The following is a 26979-nucleotide window of genomic DNA, read 5'->3' on the forward strand; positions in this document are numbered from 1 at the left end:
CTACCTCCGGGCAACGCCCTTCAGTTTCTCCACCGTTCGCGCTCCCCCCAATCCCAATAGGCAAAGCAACAAAGTAATCACCGTACTGGTGTCAGCCGCAGGTAACTGGCTGGCAATGTCGGCGCGATCCGCCAGATTCAGCCCGATGATGATCAGGTCACGGACTATCCACGTCCACGCCAAAATGAAAACACACAACCAGCCAAGGGCAGGCCGCCAGCCGGAGACAAATCGGCTTGGGTGTTTTGCTTCCTCGATGTTGGCCAGTGCCTGCAATATGTGAGGCTGCTGTAGTTGCTGGTTGAGCGAGAGCTCCGCCTTTGCCCGTTCCTCATCGGAGGTAAACAGGCTGTCGAGGCCCCCCATCAACACCTTGGCGATCCCTGCCATGGGGTTGAGGTTAATCATCCATGAGCTCGAAATGTGGGTAATCAATGAATTGGTGGTCGGTCATTTCGCCGTCCCTGTCCCAGTCACCACCCCAGCGCAGTTTGATACCCATGCCCTGGGCAATGCCGAGCACATACCCGGCAAAGTGGGCAGCTCGCTGGTAGTCGAACCAGTCCAGCGGAAAGGGCATCACGTCCACCGCCCTGCTGGGCAGACTGTTGTGCTTGCTGTTGGGCCACTGCACCTGTGACTTGCCGCCTTCAAAAGCCAGCGTCTGGGCAACCTTGCCCCGATGGCCACAGATGATGGTGCAGTCGTAGTTCTGGATCACCTTATTGAAGACAAGCTGAAGCCGTTCATCGCAACTGGCCAAATGCCGTTTGGACGAAGCGGAAAAGCGGTACATGGTGTCCCTTTTTTTAGTGGTGTAGCTTGGGAAGTGATTTGCCGCCAAACAACCATAAAAAAACCCGCCGTTAAGCGGGTTCTTCTGAAGGATGCAAGCAGGGAATGGTTAAGTGACCGGGTAATTTCCCAGCATGTACTTTTACCGTACTTTTACTCTCACTTTGAGTCAATACCGATGTTATTATCATCGCACACTGCGGGACTGCTAGTTTAAACATTCGCTGAAACCCACTTAACAAAGATCAAATACTTATACACCCACCCTCTTTTTACACATTGACAGTCGTATAGTTTATAGGATTGAATTGCTGTATTCCCCAAGGGGGAGAGCGGGACCCTTTGCACTGAGGCAGTTATGCTGATGCAGGGAACTTGAAGAGATAAAGCTTATCTTCAAGGTATGTAGCGACTAACTTTTACGTAGGTTGTACCCGTGGTCACCCAGCACCCAAACCAGCGGTGCTGGGTTTCTTTATGGATATCTCATGAATTTAGAAAATAACCTTCTTAAATATATTTCATTTGAAGCTAAAAAATTAGCCCTTAGGCATCACGCTTACCACAATGCCATTGCCTTAGAAAACAATAGAAAGAAAGGCCGATTAAAAAACCCTAAGCTTCTTGATATAGAAAAGCCTGAGCACTGGGCTTCAGATAAAAAATTCAATCCATTTTACGTACATAAAAATGCTGATAGTATTGCAAAATCTATCACAAGAAAAATTTTATCTGGTGAATATAAACCATTTGATCCTGTTGTAGCAAAAATACGCAAAAAATCTGGCGGCACACGTGATGTTGAAAAGTATCAAATACCTGATGCCGCAGTATCGACATTCTTCTATCATCGACTTTTGAAGAAGAATAGACACAGATTTAGCTCATTTTCATATGCGTATAGAAACGACCGAAATGTACACTTTGCGATTCAAGACATCGCTGTAGAACTATCTCAAAGCTCGCGAATATTTGTTGCTGAATTCGACTTTTCAAAATTCTTTGACTCAATTGATCATGAGTATTTGTTCAGTCAATTCGATAAAAACGGATTTTACATCAGCAAAGAAGAGCGGACTGTAATAAAAGCATTTCTTTCAAATAGAGAACAAGGGATTCCTCAAGGAACATCTATTTCTTTATTTCTTGCAAACTTGGCATGCTGGAAACTTGACAAGCAATTTGAGAGAGAAGGTTTACAGTTCGCACGATATGCTGATGATACTGTAATTTGGTCCAGAGACTACACTAAAATAAGCAGAGCCTTTGACATAATTACAGAGTTTTCAAATGATGCTGGCGTATCCATAAACATGGATAAGTCTGAAGGTATCAGTCTATTATGTGATGAGAAAATGCCGTCAGAGTTTGCTAGTAGAAAGTCTCAAGTGGAGTTTCTAGGCTACGCAATTTCAGCTAATAATGTCTCAATAAAAGATGCTTCAATTACCAAAATCAAAAAACAGATATCTTATATTTTGTACAAGCACCTTCTTCAGCCATTAAACAATTCACCATTAAAGGCTTTAAAAATACCATCCAACGATAGGGATGATGCTTTATTAAGTGCTATGTGTGAGATCAGAAGGTACCTTTATGGAAATCTAAACGATGATATGATTACTACCTATTTATCAGGTAGAAGCCACAGAATATTCTTTAAAGGAATTATGAGTTTCTATCCAATTATTAATAATGAAGATCAACTTCGTGATCTTGATGGCTGGCTAGTGACAAACATTTACACCACAATGAAAAAGCGTGGGCACATGCTCGCTTCGCATAGGTTGCCATGCTGGCATACAAAGCCTTTTAGCCTGAATAAAAAAGAGTTTGTTGAGTATTGTGACACTAACCGGATTAAGAAAAAACGTCTCTTAAAAATACCAAGCTTCATGAAAATATACCATGCCATCAAGAAAGGTCTTATCGAGTCAGGCGTATCTGGCATTACTAGTCCAATGGCAGACAGTTATGAATATTAAGGCAGCTGTTTAATTAGGTGTTATCTGCTTTACGGCAATCCACTATAGAGACATATTTTATAAAGAATCAGAATACTCTATCGATAAAGTATAGTTTCAACATTGTAAAGAATGTGTGATAACTGCCTTTGGCAGTTTTTCACCAAAAGGCCCGCCAGGTTTGCTGCTTCCTTAAACAGTGTGCTCAGAGGCGGGTTTATAAAAAGCAGCAAAAGTCTGAACGATCTCTTTCCTGGTATCCAAAAGACTGAGATCCCGTTGATAAGGGGACCTTATGGCCTTTCCATTATCTTCAAGTTCAGCAAGTTTGCCGGGAAGCCTGACTTCCTTTGCTGGTCTATATTCAGTTTTAGCTAAAGAGTTTTCTGCTCCGGTAGCCTACTCACTAACACTGACTACTACCGTATTAATAGCACTCTTACGTGTAGTGCCAGTAATTGTACTTGCTTCTTTTGTGTAGGCTTAGGGGCGTATTCAGCTTGGCTGGCGCTCCGAACTCTTATAATTTATTTACTGGCTCACAATCCCCTGCAACAACTCCCCCTCCGGGGTTCCATACCACTGGGCAATCAGGGTGCTGGCTTTTAACTGAGGGTTCTGCCTGAACGCTCTGGCTACCTTATCCAGCAACAGGGTTTCAATGTCGCTGGTATCGTCCGATTCGATCACTAATTTCTTAACCAGTTTCGGATTGCTCATTAGGGCGCGGATCGTGTCTTCTGGAGTCTGGTGAGTATCCGAAAGAAATTCATCAGGTAAATCACCCAAGCACCTTATTTGCCGATTCCACCGTTCAGCCTTTTGTGCAAAACGGGCTTGAAAAATAGCTTCTTCAATAGCCTTATCCACAACCTCCTTACTACTACTGATGATGATCCCTTGCAGTTGTTCCTCGTCGATGGGCAGATAAGCGCGTTTCGGGTCACGATAACGGTTGACCACAGTGACATCCACGGTCCTGATGTCCCTTTTGCTAAACCTGAAATCGCCACCTTCCAATCGTTCATCCATGCTCATTCTCCATATTGAATCACGCCTGCCTGCTCCAGCAGTGCCTGCGCCTCATCTTCCGCCAGTCGCACCCACTCACAGCACACCATCCTGCACTTCTGCTGCCAGCGGTAGACGGTACTCTCGCCCTTGTCCTTGATAGTCACCCTGCCCTTGTGCTGACGTAACTGCGGGTGCTGTAGTTCGTGCATCAGCCAGAGACGCAGCAGGACCGGATTACTGCGAAACGGTTTGGGCAGCCTCTCATCGGTGCGAAAGTGGTGCTGCAACCTCTGCCAGGCACCGACCCGCTTGCTGTGATCCTCGTCATAACGAGTGGTCAGAATGTCGTGCAGTTCCGGGGTCATCCGTTGCCGCAGATAGCACTGATATATACCATCCTCGCCCAGCCGTTCGTCACGGGTGCTTGCCACCGGGTTTACCGATGTCCGGCGATACCCGGTATTAATATCTCTTTGCCAGCGTGGGTTGTTCATCATCGGTTCCGGTACGCCAAATATCCGGTGCAGTGCCTGTTCCAGTGCCCGGTACATGGTCAGCCCTCCCCCACATAGCCGACAAAGGTTTTGCGGTAGTTCTCCACATCCTTTCGGGTCTGCTTTACCAAATCGCTTTCCCGTCCGTAGAGTTTCCTGAACATTTCCGGGGCCAGATGGACAGAGTCGTAGGTACTGAACCGGTGATGCAGAGGACACAGCGGCAGCGTGTCAAAGTGACTGGCTTTCCTGCCAAGGCCGGTACCACTGCGCTGGTGATGCACTTCCACCGGGGTTGTGGTCTGGTTATTGATCCGGCAGGCAATGCAGCTCAACTGGGCTACGTCCCGCAGGTAGTCTTTCTCTTTCCGGATCATCCGTGCCCCCTGTCAAAGTGAATGAACTGATCAACCAGCGACTCGACTTCTTCCCGGCTCCAGACGTGGTTTCGGTCCCTGTTCAATACGAGCTGAAGGAACACATCCAGCACCGCCGAATAGACCTGTTCAAACTCCACCTGTTCCATGCTTTTGAACGCCACACTTTTCGCCCTGGCACGCACCCCACCATCGGGATACCCAATCACCTCATAGAACCCGGCCTGCACCATGGCCCAGTAGCGGAACTCATTGAAGTCCCGCCGGGGTGTTACCCACTGGCCGGTTCGAGCCATTCTGACCGGCGGCTGGGGCAACCTCTCAAACACATTGAACGCGATGCTGCAAAGCTTCATGAACTTCCGGTGGAACAGTGCATTCCTTGCCCGGCGCACCTCGGCAGAAATCATCTCGCCAGGCCTGAGCCGGTAGATATACTGCTCGTCACCGGCCGATACCGGTCGCAGGATCGGTTGGGGATCATTTCCCCTGACCAGTTCCAGCATGGCACTCACTGGATCGCCTCCAGAAAGGACCAGAAGACCAGCATCACCAGAGCCACCCAGACCACGGCCAGCATCACTGCATCGTTTGGTGAGTTACGCATCGAACGACATCCCTTTCAGTTTTGCCCTGGCACTGGCCCCGTCCAGCGGGTCAATGCCCTGCTCCTTCATGGTTTTCCGCTGCAACCGCTCGGAGTAAATGGTCGGGTCAAACTGCCGTTCGATGGCCTTCTGCGGCTCCAGAGACTCACCGTTCACCGCCTTGATGATCAGCGCCTGATAGGCATTGGCAAACCGCACCTTCGCGTCCCGCTGCTCCTGAGCGGTCAGGGCAGAACGCAGTTCATGCCAGCCCGTCTCCCTCCCCGCCAGATACACCGCCCGATGGCTCCAGGGGTGGTGACTGGGCGAACCTGCGCCGTCGTTGGCCTCCAGCCATGCCTTCGCCATCGGGGGCAGTCCGATGTCCTCCGGTTTCGGCTGACACAGCCTCAGAAACTCCGGGACTGACGGCGGCCAGTCCTTCTCCCGCTGACACCGCTTGATGCCCAGAGCCAGCAGTTTCGGGTCTAAATCCTTCAGGGTGTTCAGCCATGCCCCCGTGCGATCCGCCAGACCGTGCTCCTTCGTCCACTTCGCACCGTACAGGCCCGTCATGGTCGTAAACAGCTCCGCGATAAGCTTCGGGGTGATACCCGTCGCGCTCCTGGCGCTTGGTGGCACTTCCCCCCTCCTGGGGGTCGTACCCTGTGGTTTCTGCGAACTCCGGTTCCGGCTGGAGGTATTCCCGGTTGGCTTCGATGACTTGATCGAGCGCACTGCGCTGGCTGCCAGCTCTTTGCCTTGCCGCATAATTCACCGTCCATGGATTTGTCAGGTTGTCCAGATTGTTCAGGTAGGGTTCCGTGGTCATCACGTACTGGGTGCCGGTCTGTTTGGTTTCGTCGCAGTACCGGGCGTAGGCTTGCAGGTTGGCCAGCAGTTGCTCTGGGGTAAACAGTTTCTGCCGGATCAGCTTCTGGTACTTGCTGAAGGTTTTCTGCTTGTAGCCCTTCTTGCCCTCCCGCTTGGGAAAGGTCTGCCACCACTGCTCAAATTCCCCGGCATAGGGCACTGCGATTTTTTCCGGTTTATTCTCAGGGACTGCCGTGGGCGATTCAGATGTACCAGTCGTGCTCCCAACACTTGATGGCACTTCCCCCGTCCTGGGGGTCGTGCGGTCGTCAGACTGCACGTATTCTTTTAACCTATTCTCTAGTTCTCTATTTCTCTTATTCTCTGGCCGAACTTCTTCCGAACAACTCCCGAACAATCTCCGAACGTCTTCAATTAATCCACCAGTGTCCTTCGAGGGCTTGATACTGCTGGCTTTAACGCACGTCACCTGCATCACATCCACCACGGCAGGCAGGGCAGAAACCACGGCAGCAGGAAGACTGCGCAGCACCCTTAACCGGGCATCCATCTGGGCAATATTGTCTGCCGGATTGTGCTCCATAAACTTATGGATGCAGACGTACTTTTGCCGTTCGGCATACGTTAGGAAGTTGTTCGCCGTCAGTTCGGAGAGGGTTCGGGAAACCTTCGCCACGTCCCAGTCAAGGTCGGCGGCAATGTAGTTCAGGGGCAGGCGATAAATGCCCACCATGTTTGAGTGCCTGCAGGTCAGCAGGTATAAAGCCATCAGCTTGGCTTCGTCTGACAACAGCTCAACATCGTCACTGATCCAGAAACGACTGGATACCTTGCCAAAATCCTTCATTAGTCACTTCCTCTTAAAATCGGGAAGTACTGGTTCGCTTCTTTCCGGATTACCCCTCTTGCCTGGTTTGTCTTCATCCAGCTCTCTAAAAACTTCTTTATGCCACAGCCATCAACAGGTGCATCAAACATATCCAGCATGTAATGAAAGGCTTGAATCAACTCGCCACTCAGGTCAATATCCGGATAGCTGGCTCTCAGTTGCCGATAAATAACCGGATTCAGTGACTGGTTTGGCCGGTCTGATATTGGCCAGATAATGTCCTCCCAGCTCTGGGGGTTAGGATCAATGCCTTCTGCTACAGGGTCGATCACTCGTCACCTCCTGTTGCCTTCTGATCGTTGGCTATCTGCTTAAGAAAACGATGGTTCGTCAGAGAATGATGATCAGAATGCTTTATGCTTAAAATTTCCATTACAGCAACAATCTTTATTTGTTATTTTGCATTTGCAAAACTATATTTGAGACTACATTCCATATTTCGCTTTTGCAAACAATAACCCCCATACAACCCTCCATGTTTGCTCTTGGTAAAACAGGTATTCGTGTTAAATTTTCTCCACGGATCACTGAATAATGGGAATAATGGACGTGTTGAGCTGGAGAGATCGGGCCAGAGAAAAAATTCGGGAACTTGGCCTTACCGATATTGAGGTTTCTCGAAGAATGGGAAGCAGTCCCAGTAACTTCAGTTTGTGGATGAGTGGCCAGCGACATCCCAAAATGAACAATATGAAGGCCATTGCTGAAGTGCTTGGGGTCAGCCTGCACTGGCTGGAAACCGGTGAGGAATTGCCAGACCCAAAAAGCCTCCCCTATATGTCACTGGAAGAAGTCAGAGCGTTCTTACATGAGCTGGAAGAAAAGTGTGACGCCATCCAACGTCACTCCGGAGTCATTATCATTGAGACGGGACAAGACAGCTTTCTGCTGAAAATCGACAATGACACCATGGCCCATCCATCCAGTTCTGATTTGACCCCCGGAATTCCTAAAGACTCAGAAGTCCAGGTTGATCGGGATGTAGAACCGGTACCTGGAAAAATCCTGCTGATCGAATATGAAGGTGAGCTGTCACTCAGACTCTGGACACCCATCAGTCCCACCAAGCACAGCCTGCGGTTTATTAATCGACTGTATGCCAACTTTGATATCAGCTACCAGGGGGATATACAGGATATTTACCGCGGTACCGCCGTTGGCGTCCGATACCGGCTTTAACGCACCAGCAAAAAATGAGGCTGCTGACCATAGATTCCATCAGCTATGCAGTAGCCTGAATGATTGACGATAAATCCCTCTTCAACTTCTTCTCTTATTTTACAAATGCAATAGATCACTCCTCTTTCCTGCGTTAATCATTTCCAATTGTGAATGTTTTTCCCTGTTGCCACATCCAGATAGCAGCGGCGTTTTCACCCGATTATGACCATCTAACACCGCCAGGCTTACTTATGTCGAACACAACAACAAATAGTTTAAATCTATTAAAAAAGACAAGGCCATATAAATATTTAACCTAATTTTGCTTTTGCAAATTTAATTTTTCCATATATAAAATAAGAGATAAATTCAAATCCAATAAAAAAGGAACCTCATGGCCTTAGTACCCCGTGTCTTTGACCAGCTACTCCAGGCAGCTGATAGAAAAGAAGCCCTGGAAGAGTATATCGAAACCGAACTGGAACAGATCGAAACCGACTTTCAGCAGAGCCTGGAAACCAACGGCACCTTCCTCGTTAGAGGTATTGGTCTCATCACCCCCATGTTCCTGATCCAGTTTCTCATCTTAGAAGAATTTCACCCCATGCAGGGCTTTCGCTGGCTGGCTGTCAAACAGCTGGCCCATGACTGCAGTGACGAACACTCCCGCCTTTCCAGCTGGGACATCATTAACTATGCGAGCAAGAGAGGTTATTGCCGTGGCTAACCAACATGCGGTTCATGAAAACCGACTGGCAGAACCGGTAATCACCGGCATCAGCGACTGGCTGAACATCAATCAATACACCTATGACTACGGCAAGGTCTGCCAGCTGAAAGACCGTATTGCCAAAAAGGTCTCACCGAGCATGACGGTCCTTCAGATCTACCGGGTCATCCGGGACGAAATCGCCGCGTGGCGCAAAGACCCCAAAACCTGTGATGCGGTGATCGTTGATTTCCGCGCCTGGTGTGAACTGCACGACACCTTATCCAAAGCACTGGAGAAAAGTTTCCGCATGGAAATTGCCGACCAGGTGCTCGCCGTCAGACACCGAATTCTCACCGATGAGGCCCGCCGCCATGCCCGCTAAAAAGAAAGAGCAGGAGTGTATCACCCAGGAAACCCACCCAATGACGGTGCCGGACACCACCCCCGTTACTGAAATGGGTCAGCTGCTCAACCGCGTTCTGGAAAACGGCGCCAATATCGAAACCCTGGAACGGGTCATGAAACTCTACGAACAGCGGCAGGCAAAGCTGGCAGAACAGCAGTTCAACCACGCCTTTGCCGCTTTTCAAAAAAAACTGCCTGCGGTCAAAAAGAGCAAGACCGCCAGCTTCACCACCACCAAAGGCTACACCATGAAATACAGCTATGCCTCCATGGATGATGTGGTGCAGGCGGTTCAACCGGTGTTGCATACAGTGGGTCTCAGCTACTGGTTTGAACAATCGCAGGAACAGGTAGCGGTACAAAAGGAGATTGAACGACAACAAGGCATCATAGAAACACGACCGGTGACCGTTAGCATGATCACCATCACCTGCCACCTGGGGCATGTATCCGGTCACGCCATCCGCAATACCGTTTCTGGTCCGGTGGACGCCAGCGGCAACAAAAACCAGATCCAGCAAATGTCCTCTGCGGTCACCTATCTGAAGCGGATCGCACTGGTCGGCATCCTTGGCGTGGCCTGCACCGATGACGATGTGGACGGCCATGCTCCGGACGTACTGACGGAAAAGCCATCGGTATACCCGGACGACGACTTCCAGCGCAACCTGCCTGACTGGACCGCCCGTATCGAGTCCGGCCGCAACACCGTGGAAGACATCATCATCAACGCCGAAAGCAGGGCCCCCCTTTCCCCCCAACAGGTCCAGCACATCCAGGCTATCCAGCCACGTTCCATCCAACCACACTCCACCCAGGAGGCCAATAAATGAAACTGATCAATGTCAAACAGGGCAGTCCTGAATGGCTGGCTTTGCGGCGGGCACACTTCACCGCCAGTGAAGCACCCGCCATGATGGGCGACAGCCCCTTCATCAGCCGTGACCAACTGATCTATCAGAAAGTCACCGGCTATACGCCACCGGTCACGCCCCAGCAGCAACATCGTTTTGATATAGGTCATGCGGCAGAAGCTGAGGCACGCCCCATCATTGAAGCACAGGAGATGAAAACCCTCTTCCCGGTGACGGGCACCCGGACCGTGGAAGGCCTGCCCCTGCTGGCCAGCTTTGACGGCCTTGATCTGGATCGAAAACTGATCTTCGAACACAAACTCTGGAACCCAAAAGTCGTCGCTCAGATCGAAGGGGAAGGTATTGAACCCGGTTACTACTGGCAACTGGAGCAACAGCTGCTGGTAGCAAACCAGAAAGGGGCACGGGTCATCTTTGTCTGCTCCGATGGTACCCGTGAAAACCTACGCTGGGTCTATTACGACGCTCACGACGATCGACGTCATGCCCTGATCGAAGGCTGGCAGCAATTCAAGGCCGATCTGGAGCAAGCGGAGAGACTGCACGACAAAGGGAAACTCCCCAACCCATACGCTGAAGCCGTCGTTCGACACGATGACACCTTTCAGAAGGCAGAACAGAGCTATCACCTAGCCCTGCAGACACTGAATGCAGCCAAAGCCCTGGCAGAGAAGACCAAACAGGATCTGATCGACCTGACCGGTGGTGCCAAAACCAAAGGCAGCCAATTCCAGCTCTACCCCACCTACCGCAAAGGCAACGTGAAATGGCAGGACGCCTTCAAAGCCATGCTGCCGGAAGTCCCCATGAAAGACCTGGAGAAATACAAAGGCAAACCGGCCACGGTCTGGACGGTAAAACCCCTGAACTGATCCACAGGCTGGCCACCTGCTCTGTAAAACGGCCAATCAATAACAATAAAAAGGAAACTCAATATGTGGTTCAAAAACCTCAACGTCTACCAATTTAACGAACCCTTCACCCCAACCGGCGACATGTTGGAGGCAAAACTTCAAGAGGCCACCTTCCACCGCTGCAGTGCCCACGATATGTCCAGCTATGGATTTATCTCCGCCCTTGGAGCGAAAACCAAAGCCCTGGTTCACCAGAACAACGGCTGCATGCTGATCCGCACCCGAAAAGAAGAAAAGTAACTATTCAGCACCCAGCAAAGGCGTATTGTTGTAATTTCGAACCGCTTTAAGAAGCGCCTGAAATATGTTCAACCCCTGCTTTTTAGCAGATGATAAATAGCTTCGGATTCGGGTAAACATGGTACCTCCGTCTTCGCTTCTGAAGCAGCCTGAGATCTTCTGCTTAAGTTTGGCCATCCTGGCATCACGTTCACTGCCATTGTTATCGAAGGGAATTGAAAAGTCCGACATGAAGCGCAACGTTTCAACCTTAAACTCAATAAGCCTTTTGAACAGGTTGTAGGCCTTGGTATTCCTGACCTTCTTACGTCCAAGCACCTGTCGTTGTTTTTCCATATAAGCGGTTTCCTTCGTGAGAGCCCTTTGAAGGATTTGGTCGTATATCGTCTCAATGCGAAGCTGTATTGCACCAGGCATTTGAGTCAGACCGGCTGCTTTGTATTTCTTGCAGAAGTGCCAGGAGAGCGTAAGCAATTTCATCAGCCGCAGAGCCAGCTTATTCGCATCCCTATCGACAACTCCCTGAAGCTCTCTCAGATGATGGGCATTACAAAGCACATGCACTGCCGCATAGGCAAAGTAGGACTTCCAATGATCGTGAACCAGAATGCCTGCAAAAGTCAGCAGGATGCCCATTGCATCCATTGCTTCACAACCTCGCCTTTCTGAGAGGTAGTAAAGCGTCCATTGGTCATCTCGCATAATGTGTAACCACCACAGTGAACCGTCAACCCGCATGCCAGTTTCATCCGCTCCTGCAACCGGACTTTCTTGTAAAGCATCGCGGATACTCTGCTCAGTAGAGGCCAGGTTCTCATGGGTATAGGCAACAAAATTGGCAACAGAGCCTGCGCTGACACTCATGCAATAAATAGTATTGAAATACTCAGACACCCGGTGATATGGGATGAAGTGATACTGGTTTAAATGAACAGCCATTGCCTGAGTCACTTCTCCGTATTGAGCAGCGGCTTTCACTCCTTGGGGAAACTCAGCGGTGTTCCGTTTACCACAAGGACATACTTTAACGTCTGCCCAGTACGCGGTAACTTCAAATTCTCCGGGTCTACCTGGATCAAAAACCTGTCGCTCAATGTATTTGGTGGGTTTAATATCGATAAGCGAAGACTGGCAACAGCAACATTTTTCAACCTTCAGATGCCTGACATAATCGGGTAAGGCGACACGTCTCAAACAAGAGCCTTGATGACCTTTCTGGCCACCTGGTTTATTGCCTGAAGATGGTCTAAGGCTTTTGGGGTTCGGTGTTTCCTGTGAGGAGCAGGGGGCTTCTTTGGAAGATGTATCACCTTTATCACTCCCTTTTTTACTGGGCTTTTGATAACCATCTGACGATGGTGGCTTACTACTGTTTTGACTGTTTTTATTAACCCTTTCTTCCAGTTCGCTGCAACGTTCCCGTAAAAGCGCATTCTCGGTCCGAAGCTCTTCATTCTCTTTAAGGAGAGCTTCGGTAAACGGAGTAGCTGGGAAGTCTGGTTCCATACTGGAGATTTGTTAGAAAAATTGAGTATAAGATGATGGTCGAAAAATCAGAAAATTCCAGATTTATATGAAGGGTGCTGAATAGTTACGAAGAAAAAATTCTTCCGGCGGAAGTCATCAAGGAAAAACTGGCCGAAAAAATCGAGCAGATTGAGGAAGAACAGGATCGGCAAGTCTTTGCCAAAGAGAAGAAGGCGCTCAAAGACGAGATTATCCGGGAGCTGCTGCCCCAGGCCTTTACCCGCAGCAAATACACCCAGGCCTACATTGACCTGGTCACCGGCCTGCTGATCGTCAACGGATCCGCCAAACAGTCAGAGGAACTGACCAGCAAACTCCGTGAAGTCTTGGGCAGCTTACCGATCTCTATACCCTACAACCGAATGCCCTGCGATGTTATGCACGGCTGGCTCGATACCGGCGAACCACCCGCCCCCCTGGTCTTCGGAGATGTCTGTGAATTGCGGGAGCCCGGTGACGAAGGCGGCCAGCTCAAAGCAAAACAGATGGATCTGACCAGCCAGCCCATCCACAACCATTTGGACGATATGCTGGTATCTGCCCTAATGATCACCTGGCAAGACGCCATCACCTTCACCCTGAAAGAAGACCTGCGCCTCACTGGCGTAACCATGACCGATGTATTGCAGGCCGAACGAGACACCGTAGAGACCAACAGCAAAGTAGAAGCACTGGACGCCGACTTTGCGCTGATGTCCCTCACCTTCCGCAAATGCTTACCCCAACTCATCAGCTACCTGAACTGAAGGAGAATCCTAATGAGCAGAGGCATCAATAAAGTGATCCTGATCGGCAACGTGGGCAATGACCCCGATGTCCGTTTTAGAGCTGACGGCGCACCCATTGCCAACCTGTCCATCGCCACCAGTGAAAAATGGCTGGACAAACAGTCCGGTCAGCAACGGGAAAAAACCGAGTGGCACCGCGTTGTGATCTTCGGCAAGACCGCCGAAATTGCCCAGCAGTACCTGAAGAAAGGCAGCAAGGTCTACATCGAAGGCAAGCTCCAGACCCGGAAGTGGCAGGCCAATGACGGAACAGACCGTTACACAACAGAAGTCATTATTGACGGTTTCAACGGCCAGATGCAGATGCTGGACCGACCAGATGATCGATCAGACAACAGCGGAGCTCAGAACGGCTATCACACTTCACAGCAACAGCCTGCGCACTATCAGCAGCAACCAAACCAGTACCAGCAGGCACGTAACGGACAGCAACCTGCACACCAGCCGCAGGGACAGTTCGACCAATACGACCAGAACATTCCATTTTAAAGGAGAGAGCCATGCTCACCATTGATCATCTGATGCTGGCCCGTGAAACTGAAGCCGAATTTCACAACGGCAACCTGGAACAGGCCGAAAAGCATCTTCATCAATTCCAGGCCCGGGTAAAAACGGCGATGGATTTTCATCAGCAGTGTGGCCATGGACGGGTACCCGATGACCGACTGGTCAAAGCGGCTATTGGTGCCATTATGGCGCTCACCCTACCGGACAATACTGATGATGAAACCCTGGCAGGACAGTGTGAGATGGTTGCCGCCTTTCTTATCCAGGAGTCAGAACGATTGATCATGGAAACGCCTGAAGCGTTAACAGACCATGACACAAGATCTACTTCCCAGTCCACATGCCTCTCACTGGCTGACCTGTCGTTAGTGAAGAACATAAAAGCCAGAAAGGCCAAGGGCGAAAGCATCCACGATGAACTCAACCTATTCAACCAGAAAGTGAAGCAGGCTGAGAAGATCGTTCACGCAATGGATGGCAAGCCCATCAACCCGATGGATGTTTTAGTCGAAATGACGCTCATCATCGTCGCCATGACCGCTGGCTGTCATAACGACTATTCCCATGACCAATCGATACTGGTTAATGGCCTCCTCTTACAACGGCTACAAACTAAACGGCCCGATGTCCCCCCACCATCATCGGATACCGTCAGCCACTGACTACTTCTAAAAATAAAATAACGAAAGGTCTATGTTATGGAACAACAGACTTATTCTAATTATGAGATCTCAACTCTTGAGCAAGCAGAGCTGGTAATCAGAAGAAAAGGTATCGTTCATGATGAAAAGGTTGAAGGACACCAGCTTTTGAAACTCTGCGGATTTGCAAAAATTGACAATACAAGCATAAAAAGACAGATCGAAAAACATGGATTTGTTGAGGGTAAAGACTTTATGCCATTAATGGCAGAAAGTTCAGGGGGACGACCGAAAACGGTTTATCATTTTTTATTGAATGCAGCAAATCACATACTACTTTCAGCCATGACTGAAGAAGGCAAAAAAGCAAGGCAGGAAGCCATTGACGACAAACTCAAAAAGCAACGTCTGAAGCAAAACTCTGTTCCGGTTTTCAATGAACAGTTAACACCCCAAGCCCTGCTTGAAGCCAATATAGCCACTTCTCTAAAAGCCATAGCCTTTGCAGAGGCAATGGGTTTTACCGGTAATCAAAAATTACTTTCGGCTGATCGGCTGCTGAAAAGTCAGATTGGTTTTTCACCCCTCGAAGCGATGGAACAAACAAGCCTGTTAGCACCGGCACAAACCATGACATTTACACCCACTCAGCTTGGCCTGATGTTGTCTCCACCTCTTAATCCACGCCAGGTAAACAGATTACTGGAAGCAGCAGGCCTGCAAGTCAAATTAGAAAATTAGTGGTTGCCAACCAATCATGGTAAAACCTTCTGTGAAATTCTTGATACCGGAAAATCTCACCATTGCGGAACTCCTGTGAAGCAGGTGAAATGGTTTCAGTCTGTACTGAAAAGCCTCAATACAGCTCCTTCCGTCAAGACAAATACTGTCGTTCATATCTCAAATCCAGCTCACTCTGAAGAGGTAGGCTCAGACAAAGACTCAGATCCCGTTCATCGGAAACAAAAACGTAAACGGAACCGCTATGAGCTGGACGATTACTTCTCCCTGGTTGAACTGGGTGAGTTTATTGGCCGCAGTCGACAACACGTAGTCAAGGTGCTGGAAAAACACCGACTTATCAAATGGGTTGGCAAGGGTAAACGGGGCAAGTACCTGCTCACCGATAAGGGCTGGCAGTTCGGTATAATGTTCGACCCCAGCGAAAACACCTTTCACAACAGACAAAGTAAGCGACTGACCACCAGCAATGCCCAGCCTGTATTGGGTTATGACATTTTAGCGTTATTCTAAAAAGGATATCTCATGGACAACGGACTGCTGTTTAACCTGGAGGCTCTGTCAAAATGGATGAACCTCTCCAGCAAAAAAGAAGTCGTGCAAAATCTGCATAAACTGGGTATCCCATTTGTGGAATTGAGTAATGGTGAAGTGGTCACGCTCTACTCAGCGCTGGAGCGTGGTTTTCAGAAAAACGCTATGGAAGAGGCAGAAGAACTGATTCGAATGGACGAAGTAATAAAGCTGACCAAGGCCTGTCGGGCTTCCATCAACAACTATGTGTCTCAAGGCTCCTTCCCACCTAAAATTCAACTGGGTCCCCGCAAGGTCGCCTGGCGAAAAGCCGAAGTGCTGCAATGGGTAGAGGGAAAGCGTGACTGGTAAAAGCAAGGGGAGCCCTTGCTTGCTACACCATGTCTTCCGGCAGGCGGTCTGTTACCTCTTCATAGGGCAGACTGATTATCTTCTTGAGATATGACTCCCACAACCGGGCAGCTTCTTGCTTTTCCTTTTTATATTCCCACATATCATAGTGGGTGGTCGTCACATCTTTCTGATTATGTCCGGCGATCTTTTCCTTAACCATCTTGGAAACGCCCGCCTCATTCATCCGAGTGGAAATACTGCCGCGAATCATACCAATCGTGAACCAGCCAGAAGATGACCCCATCACATTCTTCAGATGTTTGTGAAAACGACTCAGTGGTCGGTTAAATGCAGCATAAGACATATGGCTGGTTAATGATTCATGACCATTCGTCCCTCCAGGGAACGGGTATGAGCAATGACCATAGAGTCTTTTCAAATGAGATAAAAGTACCACTGCTGTCTCATTTAGGGGGACCATATAATCTCGTCCTCCTACCGTATAATTGGACCTGCCTTTACTATTGTTCAGCAGGATATGAGGATAACTCCCTTCCAGCTTAATCTTCTCCCAGGGCGTAGTTATCAATTGTTCCTGGCGAACACCACCTAAAGCCAGAAGCAGCTGTGCTACCAGACCAGGTTTACCCATAATCGTTGGCGCTAAATGCCATACTTCCCATATCTGTCGATCTGTCATTTGGCCTTTGCCCGCTTTCTCCAAATGTCTCTGTGCAGGAATATTCTGAACAGGATTGTACTCCAATTGATATTTCAACTGTAACTATTCAGCACCCAGCAAAGGCGTATTGTTGTAATTTCGAACCGCTTTAAGAAGCGCCTGAAATATGTTCAACCCCTGCTTTTTAGCAGATGATAAATAGCTTCGGATTCGGGTAAACATGGTACCTCCGTCTTCGCTTCTGAAGCAGCCTGAGATCTTCTGCTTAAGTTTGGCCATCCTGGCATCACGTTCACTGCCATTGTTATCGAAGGGAATTGAAAAGTCCGACATGAAGCGCAACGTTTCAACCTTAAACTCAATAAGCCTTTTGAACAGGTTGTAGGCCTTGGTATTCCTGACCTTCTTACGTCCAAGCACCTGTCGTTGTTTTTCCATATAAGCGGTTTCCTTCGTGAGAGCCCTTTGAAGGATTTGGTCGTATATCGTCTCAATGCGAAGCTGTATTGCACCAGGCATTTGAGTCAGACCGGCTGCTTTGTATTTCTTGCAGAAGTGCCAGGAGAGCGTAAGCAATTTCATCAGCCGCAGAGCCAGCTTATTCGCATCCCTATCGACAACTCCCTGAAGCTCTCTCAGATGATGGGCATTACAAAGCACATGCACTGCCGCATAGGCAAAGTAGGACTTCCAATGATCGTGAACCAGAATGCCTGCAAAAGTCAGCAGGATGCCCATTGCATCCATTGCTTCACAACCTCGCCTTTCTGAGAGGTAGTAAAGCGTCCATTGGTCATCTCGCATAATGTGTAACCACCACAGTGAACCGTCAACCCGCATGCCAGTTTCATCCGCTCCTGCAACCGGACTTTCTTGTAAAGCATCGCGGATACTCTGCTCAGTAGAGGCCAGGTTCTCATGGGTATAGGCAACAAAATTGGCAACAGAGCCTGCGCTGACACTCATGCAATAAATAGTATTGAAATACTCAGACACCCGGTGATATGGGATGAAGTGATACTGGTTTAAATGAACAGCCATTGCCTGAGTCACTTCTCCGTATTGAGCAGCGGCTTTCACTCCTTGGGGAAACTCAGCGGTGTTCCGTTTACCACAAGGACATACTTTAACGTCTGCCCAGTACGCGGTAACTTCAAATTCTCCGGGTCTACCTGGATCAAAAACCTGTCGCTCAATGTATTTGGTGGGTTTAATATCGATAAGCGAAGACTGGCAACAGCAACATTTTTCAACCTTCAGATGCCTGACATAATCGGGTAAGGCGACACGTCTCAAACAAGAGCCTTGATGACCTTTCTGGCCACCTGGTTTATTGCCTGAAGATGGTCTAAGGCTTTTGGGGTTCGGTGTTTCCTGTGAGGAGCAGGGGGCTTCTTTGGAAGATGTATCACCTTTATCACTCCCTTTTTTACTGGGCTTTTGATAACCATCTGACGATGGTGGCTTACTACTGTTTTGACTGTTTTTATTAACCCTTTCTTCCAGTTCGCTGCAACGTTCCCGTAAAAGCGCATTCTCGGTCCGAAGCTCTTCATTCTCTTTAAGGAGAGCTTCGGTAAACGGAGTAGCTGGGAAGTCTGGTTCCATACTGGAGATTTGTTAGAAAAATTGAGTATAAGATGATGGTCGAAAAATCAGAAAATTCCAGATTTATATGAAGGTAGGACTTTCGCATTGACAGGCAGCTGTAAAAATTGCTAGATCAGCAAAAAATAGCGGATGTCGTCGTGCGTAGAAAGATAACAAGACCTACAACAGCTGGGTGTGATTTGCCGAAATATACAGGGTTTCTATTGTGTGAGCCGAAATCAGCAACCTGTACTCGCCTTAGTGAGATCGGAGATATGTCACACCACAGCGTTAACCGTTTTCTACAACGTGAAGACTTTGCTCCCAATGACCTTTTCATGGAAGTAGCCGCAAGGCTGATTCTTGATGGGGGCACGCTATCGGTTGATGATACGGTGCTGGATAAGCCGTACAGTAACTACACGGCATTCATCGGCTATCATTACTCGGGCAAGCATCATAAAGCCGTCAAGGGCATTAATCTCATAACGCTCTATTACACCGATATCAAAGGCTATAGCCTTCCTGTCAATTTCCGTATCTATGACTCTGCGGACGGAAAGTCCAAAAATGATTATTTTCTCGAGATGCTGAAAGAAGTACTTGTATGGGGCTTACGACCTGCATTTGTTACGGGGGATTCCTGGTATAGCAGTGCCGCAAACCTGAAGACTGTGAAAAACAACGGTCTGGGTTTTATGTTTGCCGTTAAAAGCAACCGTACTGTTTCTATCCAAAAGGGTGACTACCAACAAGTGCAGAGCCTGGAGATTCCTGAAGAGGGAATAACCGTTTGGCTACGTAATTTTGGTTCTGTGCGTTTGTACCGGACGCGGCTAAAAAACGAGCTGCGCCATTACGTCGTCTACACACCCCATGCTGGATCAGAGGTATCACCACAGGTAGGCTTTAATGAACTTCACCTGCACCATTGGGCGATCGAAGAGTATCACCGGGCGCTGAAACAACTCTGCAGTATTGAGCGCTTTCAGGTGAGAGGAAAGCAGCAGGTCAGGAACCATATTTTTGCCTCTATCTTTGGGTATGCCTGCCTTCAGGCCAAGAAAGTATCTGAATCTCTCAGTAGCATCTATCGCGTTAAGAATGATGCGCTCAAGGATGCTATTTGGGACTTCATTAAGAGCTTCTCTGATGGTAAAGACTGGCTGAGACCATCTTTTATCAGAGCTGTCAATGTGTAAGTTCTAGAAGGGTGCTGAATAGTTACTTTCAACTTACGCTTCTGAGTTTGGAACAAAGGATTATGATCATGTTTAATGCCCCAACCAAACGCAGCAGAGAGCATACTCCTTACCCTGTTACATTGCTGTCCCACCTTCACTTCATGAATAAGCCTGGAAATAATATCTACAATATGAGCCGGTTTGATTTCATTCGCAGGAAGGTCAAGCATAAATTGAAACCGTTTAACTTCGAACACATGATTCTTTAATGAGTTCTTTGTACTTTTATAGCCACGCCTCCCTTTAAGATGCAATTCCAAGTAATCAGTTAGTAATTGGTAAAAAGTAGCTGAGTCTCCTGTGGGTGCTCTCTCAATTTGATAACTGACTCATAGGTTAGCTTCAACCTTTCCAGTCATGAACTCAGACCAAAGTTGTTCCCAGCGCCCCTTACTCTGGATCAGTGCTCTTGTTGTCAAAAGCACTTCCGCTCCTGTTGCTTTCCACCTCATTCCAGAACCACATAATCGTTGCTTTACCAGAGTCTTACAAGCCGCTTCAGTAACTCCTGAACCTATTGGCCAATGGCGTTTAAGCGCCTGATGATAATTCATTAACTGGTGATTGTTTGTAAAATAGCTCACAGCTTTGTAGCGCTTCTCTGTCAGTGCGATTGTCTTTTTCGGGAGCTCGGCTGATTCAATTTCCTGAAGGATTTTTTTGGCTGCTCCACGCTTGTTTTTCAAACTATGTAGCCTGTCTTCAAGCCACTGGTGTCGCTTCGCCTTACTGGTTGGAAACAGTGCTTCCGCTGCTCCAGCTAAATATTCAGATGCATGATAAAAATCGAGTATCTGCCCAGAGGTATGTTGTTTCAAATAACTCCAGTTTTCTCTAGCCCCGTCAGCTACCCCGATGTATGTGGCATTTGGGTAGAGTCGTTTTAGATCTGCAATCTCCTCGTCGAGCTTGCTCATAAAGCTTTGTTTACCATACTCTGGCGAACTGGCTGTATATATCGTGTGGAGCCTGTCTCCATCTGCAGAATATAGGCTCAATGTCCCACACATGGCTTCCCTCCAGCCTTCTTCACAAAGCAGCATGCAGGTTCCATCCAGACCAATGGCTATTGTTTCAACAGGCTCTTTTAGTGGAGGAAGGTGGTAGTGAGTGTCTTGCTGGTCTTCAATTAATGCACCTACTCTGTCCGATAAATGCTTGATATAAGAATTTGAAAGCGTCCTTTGATGGTTGGTCTCAAAATCTTCTTTTACCGCAGGCGCTGGCATCTGGCTGTATTTCCAGGCGATAGACTTGGCAAATTTGGGGGTAGCTGAACCAATAATACCGGCACGAAGATCAAGTGCTGCCAGAGTACTGCCACCTCTGACACCCTGATATACGGAGCGCTCCAAAGGTATACGACCGTATAAGGTTTCATAGTGCTTAAGAACCTTTCCTTTGTAGTTCCACTTCTGCTGATTAACGACGATAGGTTCTTTATTGGGTGATTCAAATAGCCCCAATAACTCTTTTGTTCCAAGCTGCCCGGCTTCATTGAGTGCACGCTGTAAACTATCTTCAAGATTCAGCATGTTGCCTGAATCTATAGAAACTTCAATTTGCAAAACGATGCTTTTGGTAGAGCTGGAAATAACAGAAGCGGGCATGACAGTTAACTATTATGAGTGGTGTTCCCATAGTAGCTGTGAAAATAGAGCACTATTGTTTCAATCATTCAGAGAGAGCACCCTCTCCTGTCTGTTTATTGACATTATCATCCTGTTTCAGATCTTCTGCTTTTTTTCCTGTTGCTTTTTTGATGTATTCAAGAAAATCACCTCCAGCATTTTTAATGGCGCCAGCAGCCCTGGAAATTTCAATCGCCTTATCAATGGTAATTCCTTCACCCTTTTCCAAATAATGACGATCAATTTTTGTGTACTTAAATCCTTTATCACCACGGCACTTAAAATATAAGTCCACCCCTTTTTTTACAAACCGAATAGCCAGAGAGCCATCCCCCTCATTCACTACTTTAAACTCCTTTTTCCCTGTAAAACCACTCTGGTGCATGCGGACAATTTCTTTATCGCTCAGCACGTTATTTCCTCTTATTGGTATAAATTACTTTTTGCTATATGCCGTTTTTTGACGATTTACACATTATTGGTACACAGAATTTTTTGGTACACAACAATATTGTCATTTTGGTGCACAAAACAATAGACAAATCCAGTAACTAATTAGTTCTTAACAGACAATGCGGAGATATAAGGAAGGATACAAAAGCCATAAAAAACTATTTATTTTCAATGGCTTTGTACTTTATGGTTTTTAATGGACTAACGTGTGTAAAAATTAAGTTTGGACTATATCATTGATTACGCAACAGAGTGTCAAACGTCTGCGTACTCTTACTGACGATTTTTCCTATATAATCCTCAGTAATCATAAGGTTAGTCATTGCCAGTTGCGTATTGAACATATCTTTCATCCCCATGGCCTCCCCCGGAGCCAGGTGCATCTTGACCAGATCAGCCCTGTTTTCTACATGATCCCTGAGCCCCTGCATTCCTTTAAGCACTTTATCCCCCAGGGTTAAAGCCGGAGCATCCGGGTTCGCGGTCACTTCTATGGGTTTAAAATTCGCCGCCTGAGCAGCCTCTTCAGGCGTTTGCCCGGAAACCAGCTCCGCAAAGCGCCCTGCTGCCCCTTCTTCAGGTTGATCCGGGTTGGCAAAGCCTTCCTGTGTTTTTTCCAGAGCCTTATCAACAAGATCGCCCGTCTTGATAATATTGTCCGCCATGATAGTAACCTCTGTTCTTTATTGATTGGTATGAGGTACTTAAAAATCCTCTTTGCTGCTTATTAATACAGCTTTTTTTATTTGTTCGATTCTAACTACAATACTAGCTCATCCACTTTCGACATTAGAAAATCCATTGCACGCTCAACATCAGGACGGCTGAAATCGCTATCCGATAAAAACAGGCAGATGAATAATTGATTATTTTTGACACCTGCCTGCAGAGAATAAGGAAAGCTTCTTTTGTAATGGCATGCTTCCAGCGCCCGCTCCAATATTGGCAAACTATTAAATTCATCGATTTCACGGGCCAGATACATTAATACACCCGATTCTTTTAACTCCAGATAAAGTGCGCCAATCTGGTCAAACTGAAAACTCACAACCCCCGTGTCGCCAAAACTCAGGCCACTGATCCCCATTCCCTCACCAACTTCTGCAATCACATTATTTCGCCAGTCCATGGAGCTCCCCATGCTTTATTTATTAAAAAAATCCCTAACCAATCATCTATAACGCGTTGAATCAATCATTTCTGTACCCATCACCATCTTCATCAAGAAAGGGGGGTGGACTATTATCCCCCGTATTGACATCCCATATAGCATCCCCCTTAAATACGGGCATTTCCTGCGCCATTCTATTTGGCAATGGAACTGATTGGCTTTTAGGTGCTCTATTTTCCTTGTCTTCTTCAGCCATGACTTCATCACTCGGCGATTCCAGTGAAGCCTCAACAACGCCTGCCATTTGATCTGCTCTGATATTGAATTTGCGAGAGTACTCCAGCTGGTCAAACTGTTTAACGCCCTTCGAACGCCCACGCTTTTTACTGGTCATTTTGGAGTCTAGATCGGAAATTGACTCTTTAAGGCTTGCCAGCTCTTTTTCTATTTCTTCAAGATTGAAATTCTTAAAACTGGTTTCAAAATGCTCTTCAAGAACGGTTATGGCGGTTTTCACCAATCCCTCAAGATCAGCGACCCCTTTAAGCTCCTCTCCAGGTGGAATCAGTTTTAACGCTTTATCACTGCCTTCAGGCGTAATGGCTATTTCCAGTTTTTTGGCAAATGCTCCGCCTTTATTTTTCGCAATTTCCTGCAGCGAGGCCAGGATATTATCCGGTCCGCGACTCAGGGAGTATTTGAGTGCGTCCAGCGAGCTGTCAACCACATACTTCTCACCTTTCTGCTGGTACAATTTCGCAGCTTTTTCCAGATAAACATCCTGCTCCGCTCTCAGCTTACCGTTTGCAGAAAGCCCCTCGAGATTGGTTTTCGATTTTTTACTACTGGATTCATCCACACTACTTTCTGCAGTTCGTTTTGTCGCCCGGCGTTCAGCATAAACATCCTGCTCCGCTCTCGGCTTACCATTTTCAGAAAGTCCCTCGAGATTGGTTTTCGATTTTTTACTGCTGGATTCATCCACACTGCTTTCTGCTGTTCGTTTTGTCGCCCGGCGTTCAGCTGTAGCAGGAGATGGATCGTTCTCAGTCGATGACACAGTAACTTCCATAGGCTCTTCTGTTTGCACAGCTTGAGCAGAACTGTCCTGCGGTATGACTCCTGGAATAATGTTTTTTTCAGCTCCAGGTATATTGATCCCCATTGGGGCAGCGATGTCCTGAAGAATGCCGAGGTCTAACGTCACTTCTCCAACCGTTGCGTAGTTGTCATCAACTGGCTGATTACCCCCCTCTTCCTCAATCACCAGAGCATCCTGCACTTCTTTGATCGTACCAAGCATCGCTAATTGTGCTTCATCGCTGGAAAATATCTCAGCGGGTATCAGGTTTACCGTCTCTGCCGTTTTATTCATAAAGAAAATTTTTGACTGCAACTGGGTAACGCCTAACTTATCTGCAAGTCCCGTAAAATCTGCTTCGGTAATCCACTGCTGATTGACCAACCCTAACAGCCTGGCCATCAGTTCATCTGCAGCAACTTTCAGGTTATGAGGCTGACGCCCAATCTGTTCCTGAGTCTCCATGCAGTTTTCATGTACCCCCACTAACACCTTCAGTTGTGCCATATCGTTTAACACAGCCATTAAGCGTTCTGGAGCTGCCGATGATTCCAGACAGGCTAAATCGGCGGACAATAACCTCAACTGCACTTCTACTGCATCTTCAAAGTTCCCAGCGCCATGACGCTCAACCAAGGCCTGGTAAAGCTTTTCAAGTGTCGTATGATCCTGAACATGATCAAAGTATTCCTGACGAATCTCGGAGACAGGCGCATCCAGATTACTTTCTTCCAGAACACTCGCCGCTTCTTCAGTCAGGTTAAGACCAATAAGAATGGCCTGGCGATTATTGTTCTTCAGCTCATCAGCTGCAGCATAAATCTCACTTGCGCTTCCTTCACCATTCACTGCTTCATAAGCATCAGCTGCTTCAAATAAGGCTACATATTGGTGAAAAACATCTTCAAAGTTATTTTCAGCTTGCTGTTGAAAGTCCTTGCGGTTGAGATTTCTATTGGTATTGCTGGCCACACTGTTTTTGAAGTCATCCACCCCTTCTACAGGGTCAACCTGTTCGATTCTCCGGATTAATTCGAGTATTCGCGCAATCCTTGGCTCTGCTTTTGAAACTTCCCGCTCGTCGAACTTTTTAAACTTGGCGGCCCCCATTGAGACTTCTTCAACATTATCAGGAATCGGTGAGCTCACATTAGAAGCAGCAACCTGAACCCCATTTCTATTCCCAACTTTTTCTGCACCAGAAGCCAGCTGTGCTGGAGCAGACAATGTTGTGATTGCCTGCTGAGAAACCTGCCCTATTGGATTACTCATACCGTCCCTCTTTACAAGAAAAAGCCAACCGGAAAGGTTGGCTACATCTTATAAACCACATCCTTTTTGCTTTAATTATCAAGCTCTGGTCGTTGACTTCAATGTCTCAAACCATGAGCGGATGATCTCATCCATTTTGCTTTGAACCGTACGGATCATATCGGAGTGCAAGTTCATGAACTCACTCTCAGCCTGTGCAGCGTTATCATGGGTTTTCTGGAATGCTTCGTGAATTTTAACCTGCGCCTGATGCATACCCGCCTGGTAATCCATACCCGCTTTGACCATGTCACCTGAAGCAGTAACAATTTGTGAAACACCGTTGGCCAGTGCAACCTGCTGCTGCATGGCTCCCTGGTTCGGAGCACCACCAGACTTGATTGCCAGACCACCCTGGACAACACCACCGGCAATTTTGGTACCCGCACTGACCCAGCCACCAATAGCCGTCATCAGTGCTGCTTTCTTCATCTCGTCTGCCTGGTTCAGAATCTCGTTCTTGGCTGCTTCATATTCAACAGCACGGAATTCCCTGGCATTGCGTCGCTGGGTGACACTCATTTCATGCAGCAGCTCCATAACCGCAAAGATATCAACCAGCTGCTCCAGAATTTTCTGATCAAAAATGTTGTTCTGGGACAACAGGTTAAGTCCCGTACTGTTTGCCTGTAACAGGCTGGCCAGCTTAGGATCGGCTGCCTGCATCAGCGCCTTCTGCTGCTTCAGCAACTGAGGATCACTCGCCAACAGAATGGTTTCAATCTCTGCATCACTGAATCCCATCTGCGACAATAATTTTGCCTGTTCTGCAAACTCACCCGTTTTCGCCTGACCGTTTAACAATGTCATCAGCCTATCAAGCTGAGGGCCTTTGAAACCAAGGGCTTCGAGTGCTGCTTTGGGGTTAGAACCAGCCTGGAGGAGAGAATCAAGGCCATTACCATCTTCATCGGGGTTAGCCATGAAAAGCAATGCTACAATCTGGCTATCACTGAACCCCAGTGAACGTAAAGCGGACTTTTTCTGATCCAGCACCCCCTGACCACCGTGTAAGGAAGCCAGTGTATTATTGGCATCATCCGGGTTGGCCAGAAGAGATAACAGAGCCTCGAGCTGAGCATCGTTAAAGCCCATACCGGCCAGTACGCTACGTTTCCCCTGAGGGGTATCCAGACCTTTACCTTGAAGATTCTCAAGATACTCGCTGGCACCCTGAAGAGAGGCTGCATGCTTCTGAAGTCTGGCTGCCTGTTCAGGGGTGACATTTCCATCCAGAATGTTGGTCAGCAACGCTTTCGTATTGGCCAGTGCCTGATCCGTGAGCTCACCAACTTCCGCCATCTGGGCATTGGCCGCTTCCATTTGGGTAGGGTTCAGGTCCTGAGGCGCATCCAGGTTAGGCCCCTGGGCCTGGTTACCTCTCAGTGCAGCACTTCTTGCCCCCTGACTGGAAACCCGCATATTGTCGCCTGAAAGATGACCTGCGGATACTTTATCCTTTGCGGCGGCTTTTCCCGCCTCCAAAGCCGGTTGCTGCTGAGTCGTCTGTCCAACCGAACCTGTATTAGAAATCCCTGCCATGA

The 26979-nt window shown here is 47.9% G+C and carries 31 protein-coding genes; 14 read left to right on the forward strand and 17 right to left on the reverse strand.

All coding sequences use genetic code 11. From position 1 onward, the window contains the following. Together ACOCLE_RS13845 and ACOCLE_RS13850 are read right to left on the reverse strand one after the other, a co-directional pair. Complete coding sequence (locus tag ACOCLE_RS13845; RefSeq protein ID WP_419532949.1) at positions 1–408, reverse strand: 3TM-type holin; 408 nt, start codon at positions 406–408, stop codon at positions 1–3. Continuing rightward, positions 401–796, reverse strand: a complete 396-nt coding sequence (locus tag ACOCLE_RS13850) for a hypothetical protein (RefSeq protein WP_419532950.1) — start codon at positions 794–796, stop codon at positions 401–403. Before ACOCLE_RS13850 ends, ACOCLE_RS13845 begins: the two co-directional genes overlap by 8 nt. Before the next feature lie 487 nt (positions 797–1283). Here ACOCLE_RS13850 and ACOCLE_RS13855 point away from each other — a divergent pair, with 487 nt between their 5' ends. Then, a complete protein-coding gene (locus ACOCLE_RS13855) occupies positions 1284–2780 on the forward strand; it encodes a reverse transcriptase domain-containing protein (RefSeq protein ID WP_419532951.1) in 1497 nt (498 codons plus the stop codon). A gap of 510 nt (positions 2781–3290) precedes the next feature. Here ACOCLE_RS13855 and ACOCLE_RS13860 read toward each other — a convergent pair. From ACOCLE_RS13860 to ACOCLE_RS13885, 6 genes are all read right to left on the reverse strand, one after another. Continuing rightward, positions 3291–3791: a hypothetical protein gene (locus ACOCLE_RS13860; protein WP_419532952.1), complete on the reverse strand. Its 501-nt coding sequence runs from the start codon at positions 3789–3791 to the stop codon at positions 3291–3293. Between the two features lie 2 nt (positions 3792–3793). Further along, positions 3794–4324, reverse strand: a complete 531-nt coding sequence (locus ACOCLE_RS13865) for a hypothetical protein (protein ID WP_419532953.1) — start codon at positions 4322–4324, stop codon at positions 3794–3796. Between the two features lie 2 nt (positions 4325–4326). Continuing rightward, complete coding sequence (locus ACOCLE_RS13870) at positions 4327–4644, reverse strand: Ref family recombination enhancement nuclease (RefSeq protein ID WP_419532954.1); 318 nt, start codon at positions 4642–4644, stop codon at positions 4327–4329. After that, entirely contained in the window at positions 4641–5150 is a 510-nt protein-coding gene (locus tag ACOCLE_RS13875; protein ID WP_419537209.1) for a DUF1367 family protein, read from the reverse strand. Before ACOCLE_RS13875 ends, ACOCLE_RS13870 begins: the two co-directional genes overlap by 4 nt. Before the next feature lie 93 nt (positions 5151–5243). Further along, entirely contained in the window at positions 5244–6002 is a 759-nt protein-coding gene (locus ACOCLE_RS13880) for a replication protein P (protein WP_419532955.1), read from the reverse strand. A 909-nt stretch (positions 6003–6911) separates the two neighbouring features. Next, positions 6912–7226 carry a hypothetical protein gene (locus ACOCLE_RS13885; protein ID WP_419532956.1) on the reverse strand — a complete coding sequence of 105 codons (315 nt, stop codon included), beginning with the start codon at positions 7224–7226 and terminating at the stop codon, positions 6912–6914. Positions 7227–7497: 271 nt separating this feature from the next. On the opposite strand from ACOCLE_RS13885, the gene ACOCLE_RS13890 reads away from it, so the two are divergent. The 6 genes from ACOCLE_RS13890 to rdgC all read left to right on the forward strand — a co-directional run bounded on the left by ACOCLE_RS13890 (position 7498) and on the right by rdgC (position 11261). Beyond that, the gene (locus ACOCLE_RS13890; protein WP_419532957.1) at positions 7498–8133 is read left to right on the forward strand and encodes a helix-turn-helix domain-containing protein; all 636 of its coding nucleotides are present in this window, start codon (positions 7498–7500) and stop codon (positions 8131–8133) included. A gap of 376 nt (positions 8134–8509) precedes the next feature. Continuing rightward, positions 8510–8842, forward strand: coding sequence for a hypothetical protein (locus ACOCLE_RS13895; RefSeq protein WP_419532958.1), 333 nt, complete (start codon positions 8510–8512; stop codon positions 8840–8842). Continuing rightward, complete coding sequence (locus ACOCLE_RS13900; RefSeq protein WP_419532959.1) at positions 8835–9209, forward strand: hypothetical protein; 375 nt, start codon at positions 8835–8837, stop codon at positions 9207–9209. The genes ACOCLE_RS13895 and ACOCLE_RS13900 overlap by 8 nt, the downstream gene beginning before the upstream one ends. Continuing rightward, positions 9199–10065 (forward strand): ERF family protein, encoded by an 867-nt coding sequence (locus ACOCLE_RS13905; protein WP_419532960.1) that lies wholly within the window; start codon positions 9199–9201, stop codon positions 10063–10065. Before ACOCLE_RS13900 ends, ACOCLE_RS13905 begins: the two co-directional genes overlap by 11 nt. Further along, positions 10062–10979, forward strand: a complete 918-nt coding sequence (locus ACOCLE_RS13910; protein ID WP_419532961.1) for a YqaJ viral recombinase family protein — start codon at positions 10062–10064, stop codon at positions 10977–10979. The genes ACOCLE_RS13905 and ACOCLE_RS13910 overlap by 4 nt, the downstream gene beginning before the upstream one ends. A 63-nt stretch (positions 10980–11042) precedes the next feature. Continuing rightward, the gene (gene rdgC, locus ACOCLE_RS13915; RefSeq protein WP_419532962.1) at positions 11043–11261 is read left to right on the forward strand and encodes a recombination-associated protein RdgC; all 219 of its coding nucleotides are present in this window, start codon (positions 11043–11045) and stop codon (positions 11259–11261) included. Here rdgC and tnpC (ACOCLE_RS13920) read toward each other — a convergent pair whose 3' ends face one another. Beyond that, positions 11262–12767, reverse strand: coding sequence for an IS66 family transposase (tnpC, locus tag ACOCLE_RS13920; RefSeq protein ID WP_419532963.1), 1506 nt, complete (start codon positions 12765–12767; stop codon positions 11262–11264). 74 nt (positions 12768–12841) lie between these two features. On the opposite strand from tnpC (ACOCLE_RS13920), the gene ACOCLE_RS13925 reads away from it, so the two are divergent. From ACOCLE_RS13925 to ACOCLE_RS13950, 6 genes are read left to right on the forward strand one after another with little or no spacing between them, the layout of a single operon-like run. Next, a complete protein-coding gene (locus ACOCLE_RS13925) occupies positions 12842–13534 on the forward strand; it encodes a recombination-associated protein RdgC (RefSeq protein WP_419532964.1) in 693 nt (230 codons plus the stop codon). 12 nt (positions 13535–13546) lie between these two features. Next, positions 13547–14065, forward strand: coding sequence for a single-stranded DNA-binding protein (gene ssb / locus ACOCLE_RS13930; protein WP_419532965.1), 519 nt, complete (start codon positions 13547–13549; stop codon positions 14063–14065). A gap of 11 nt (positions 14066–14076) precedes the next feature. Beyond that, positions 14077–14745 carry a hypothetical protein gene (locus tag ACOCLE_RS13935; RefSeq protein ID WP_419532966.1) on the forward strand — a complete coding sequence of 223 codons (669 nt, stop codon included), beginning with the start codon at positions 14077–14079 and terminating at the stop codon, positions 14743–14745. Between the two features lie 36 nt (positions 14746–14781). Next, positions 14782–15465 carry a hypothetical protein gene (locus ACOCLE_RS13940; protein WP_419532967.1) on the forward strand — a complete coding sequence of 228 codons (684 nt, stop codon included), beginning with the start codon at positions 14782–14784 and terminating at the stop codon, positions 15463–15465. Positions 15466–15468: 3 nt separating this feature from the next. Beyond that, positions 15469–15978: a hypothetical protein gene (locus tag ACOCLE_RS13945; protein WP_419532968.1), complete on the forward strand. Its 510-nt coding sequence runs from the start codon at positions 15469–15471 to the stop codon at positions 15976–15978. 12 nt (positions 15979–15990) lie between these two features. Then, entirely contained in the window at positions 15991–16350 is a 360-nt protein-coding gene (locus ACOCLE_RS13950; RefSeq protein WP_419532969.1) for a helix-turn-helix transcriptional regulator, read from the forward strand. 22 nt (positions 16351–16372) lie between these two features. Here ACOCLE_RS13950 and ACOCLE_RS13955 read toward each other — a convergent pair whose 3' ends face one another. Further along, the gene (locus tag ACOCLE_RS13955) at positions 16373–17098 is read right to left on the reverse strand and encodes a tyrosine-type recombinase/integrase (RefSeq protein WP_419532970.1); all 726 of its coding nucleotides are present in this window, start codon (positions 17096–17098) and stop codon (positions 16373–16375) included. Between the two features lie 18 nt (positions 17099–17116). Continuing rightward, entirely contained in the window at positions 17117–18622 is a 1506-nt protein-coding gene (gene tnpC, locus ACOCLE_RS13960) for an IS66 family transposase (protein WP_419532963.1), read from the reverse strand. Between the two features lie 140 nt (positions 18623–18762). On the opposite strand from tnpC (ACOCLE_RS13960), the gene ACOCLE_RS13965 reads away from it, so the two are divergent. Then, positions 18763–19806, forward strand: coding sequence for a transposase (locus ACOCLE_RS13965; RefSeq protein ID WP_419532971.1), 1044 nt, complete (start codon positions 18763–18765; stop codon positions 19804–19806). Positions 19807–20177: 371 nt separating this feature from the next. Here the strand turns inward: ACOCLE_RS13965 and ACOCLE_RS13970 are convergent, their stop codons facing one another. From ACOCLE_RS13970 to ACOCLE_RS13995, 6 genes are all read right to left on the reverse strand, one after another. Then, complete coding sequence (locus ACOCLE_RS13970; protein WP_419532972.1) at positions 20178–21458, reverse strand: ISKra4 family transposase; 1281 nt, start codon at positions 21456–21458, stop codon at positions 20178–20180. 64 nt (positions 21459–21522) lie between these two features. Further along, positions 21523–21891, reverse strand: coding sequence for a hypothetical protein (locus ACOCLE_RS13975; protein WP_419532973.1), 369 nt, complete (start codon positions 21889–21891; stop codon positions 21523–21525). 274 nt (positions 21892–22165) lie between these two features. Continuing rightward, on the reverse strand, positions 22166–22597 hold the full coding sequence (locus ACOCLE_RS13980; RefSeq protein ID WP_419532974.1) for an EscI/YscI/HrpB family type III secretion system inner rod protein: 432 nt from the start codon (positions 22595–22597) through the stop codon (positions 22166–22168). A 95-nt stretch (positions 22598–22692) separates the two neighbouring features. Continuing rightward, entirely contained in the window at positions 22693–23061 is a 369-nt protein-coding gene (locus tag ACOCLE_RS13985) for a hypothetical protein (protein WP_419532975.1), read from the reverse strand. A 61-nt stretch (positions 23062–23122) separates the two neighbouring features. Next, a complete protein-coding gene (locus tag ACOCLE_RS13990; protein WP_419532976.1) occupies positions 23123–25096 on the reverse strand; it encodes a TyeA family type III secretion system gatekeeper subunit in 1974 nt (657 codons plus the stop codon). A gap of 378 nt (positions 25097–25474) precedes the next feature. Continuing rightward, a complete protein-coding gene (locus ACOCLE_RS13995; RefSeq protein ID WP_419532977.1) occupies positions 25475–26977 on the reverse strand; it encodes a hypothetical protein in 1503 nt (500 codons plus the stop codon). Positions 26978–26979 lie beyond the last annotated feature (2 nt).

The sequence above is a fragment of the Endozoicomonas sp. genome, from assembly GCF_965196975.1.
In the GTDB taxonomy this organism is placed as follows: Bacteria; Pseudomonadota; Gammaproteobacteria; order Pseudomonadales; family Endozoicomonadaceae; genus Endozoicomonas.

Excerpts from the sequence above, each read along its gene's own strand:
- ACOCLE_RS13910 (WP_419532961.1), top strand. The coding sequence starts at position 10,062 with ATGAAACTGATCAATGTCAAACAGGGCAGTCCTGAATGGCTGGCTTTG.
- ACOCLE_RS13850 (WP_419532950.1), bottom strand. The coding sequence starts at position 796 with ATGTACCGCTTTTCCGCTTCGTCCAAACGGCATTTGGCCAGTTGCGAT.
- ACOCLE_RS13950 (WP_419532969.1), top strand. The coding sequence starts at position 15,991 with ATGGACAACGGACTGCTGTTTAACCTGGAGGCTCTGTCAAAATGGATG.
- ACOCLE_RS13905 (WP_419532960.1), top strand. The coding sequence starts at position 9,199 with ATGCCCGCTAAAAAGAAAGAGCAGGAGTGTATCACCCAGGAAACCCAC.
- ACOCLE_RS13895 (WP_419532958.1), top strand. The coding sequence starts at position 8,510 with ATGGCCTTAGTACCCCGTGTCTTTGACCAGCTACTCCAGGCAGCTGAT.
- ssb (WP_419532965.1), top strand. The coding sequence starts at position 13,547 with ATGAGCAGAGGCATCAATAAAGTGATCCTGATCGGCAACGTGGGCAAT.
- ACOCLE_RS13845 (WP_419532949.1), bottom strand. The coding sequence starts at position 408 with ATGATTAACCTCAACCCCATGGCAGGGATCGCCAAGGTGTTGATGGGG.
- ACOCLE_RS13860 (WP_419532952.1), bottom strand. The coding sequence starts at position 3,791 with ATGGATGAACGATTGGAAGGTGGCGATTTCAGGTTTAGCAAAAGGGAC.
- ACOCLE_RS13970 (WP_419532972.1), bottom strand. The coding sequence starts at position 21,458 with ATGCCCGCTTCTGTTATTTCCAGCTCTACCAAAAGCATCGTTTTGCAA.
- tnpC (WP_419532963.1), bottom strand. The coding sequence starts at position 12,767 with ATGGAACCAGACTTCCCAGCTACTCCGTTTACCGAAGCTCTCCTTAAA.
- ACOCLE_RS13855 (WP_419532951.1), top strand. The coding sequence starts at position 1,284 with ATGAATTTAGAAAATAACCTTCTTAAATATATTTCATTTGAAGCTAAA.
- tnpC (WP_419532963.1), bottom strand. The coding sequence starts at position 18,622 with ATGGAACCAGACTTCCCAGCTACTCCGTTTACCGAAGCTCTCCTTAAA.
- ACOCLE_RS13870 (WP_419532954.1), bottom strand. The coding sequence starts at position 4,644 with ATGATCCGGAAAGAGAAAGACTACCTGCGGGACGTAGCCCAGTTGAGC.
- ACOCLE_RS13880 (WP_419532955.1), bottom strand. The coding sequence starts at position 6,002 with ATGCGGCAAGGCAAAGAGCTGGCAGCCAGCGCAGTGCGCTCGATCAAG.
- ACOCLE_RS13875 (WP_419537209.1), bottom strand. The coding sequence starts at position 5,150 with ATGCTGGAACTGGTCAGGGGAAATGATCCCCAACCGATCCTGCGACCG.
- ACOCLE_RS13980 (WP_419532974.1), bottom strand. The coding sequence starts at position 22,597 with ATGGCGGACAATATTATCAAGACGGGCGATCTTGTTGATAAGGCTCTG.
- ACOCLE_RS13865 (WP_419532953.1), bottom strand. The coding sequence starts at position 4,324 with ATGTACCGGGCACTGGAACAGGCACTGCACCGGATATTTGGCGTACCG.
- ACOCLE_RS13890 (WP_419532957.1), top strand. The coding sequence starts at position 7,498 with ATGGACGTGTTGAGCTGGAGAGATCGGGCCAGAGAAAAAATTCGGGAA.
- ACOCLE_RS13935 (WP_419532966.1), top strand. The coding sequence starts at position 14,077 with ATGCTCACCATTGATCATCTGATGCTGGCCCGTGAAACTGAAGCCGAA.
- rdgC (WP_419532962.1), top strand. The coding sequence starts at position 11,043 with ATGTGGTTCAAAAACCTCAACGTCTACCAATTTAACGAACCCTTCACC.
- ACOCLE_RS13995 (WP_419532977.1), bottom strand. The coding sequence starts at position 26,977 with ATGGCAGGGATTTCTAATACAGGTTCGGTTGGACAGACGACTCAGCAG.
- ACOCLE_RS13985 (WP_419532975.1), bottom strand. The coding sequence starts at position 23,061 with ATGGACTGGCGAAATAATGTGATTGCAGAAGTTGGTGAGGGAATGGGG.
- ACOCLE_RS13940 (WP_419532967.1), top strand. The coding sequence starts at position 14,782 with ATGGAACAACAGACTTATTCTAATTATGAGATCTCAACTCTTGAGCAA.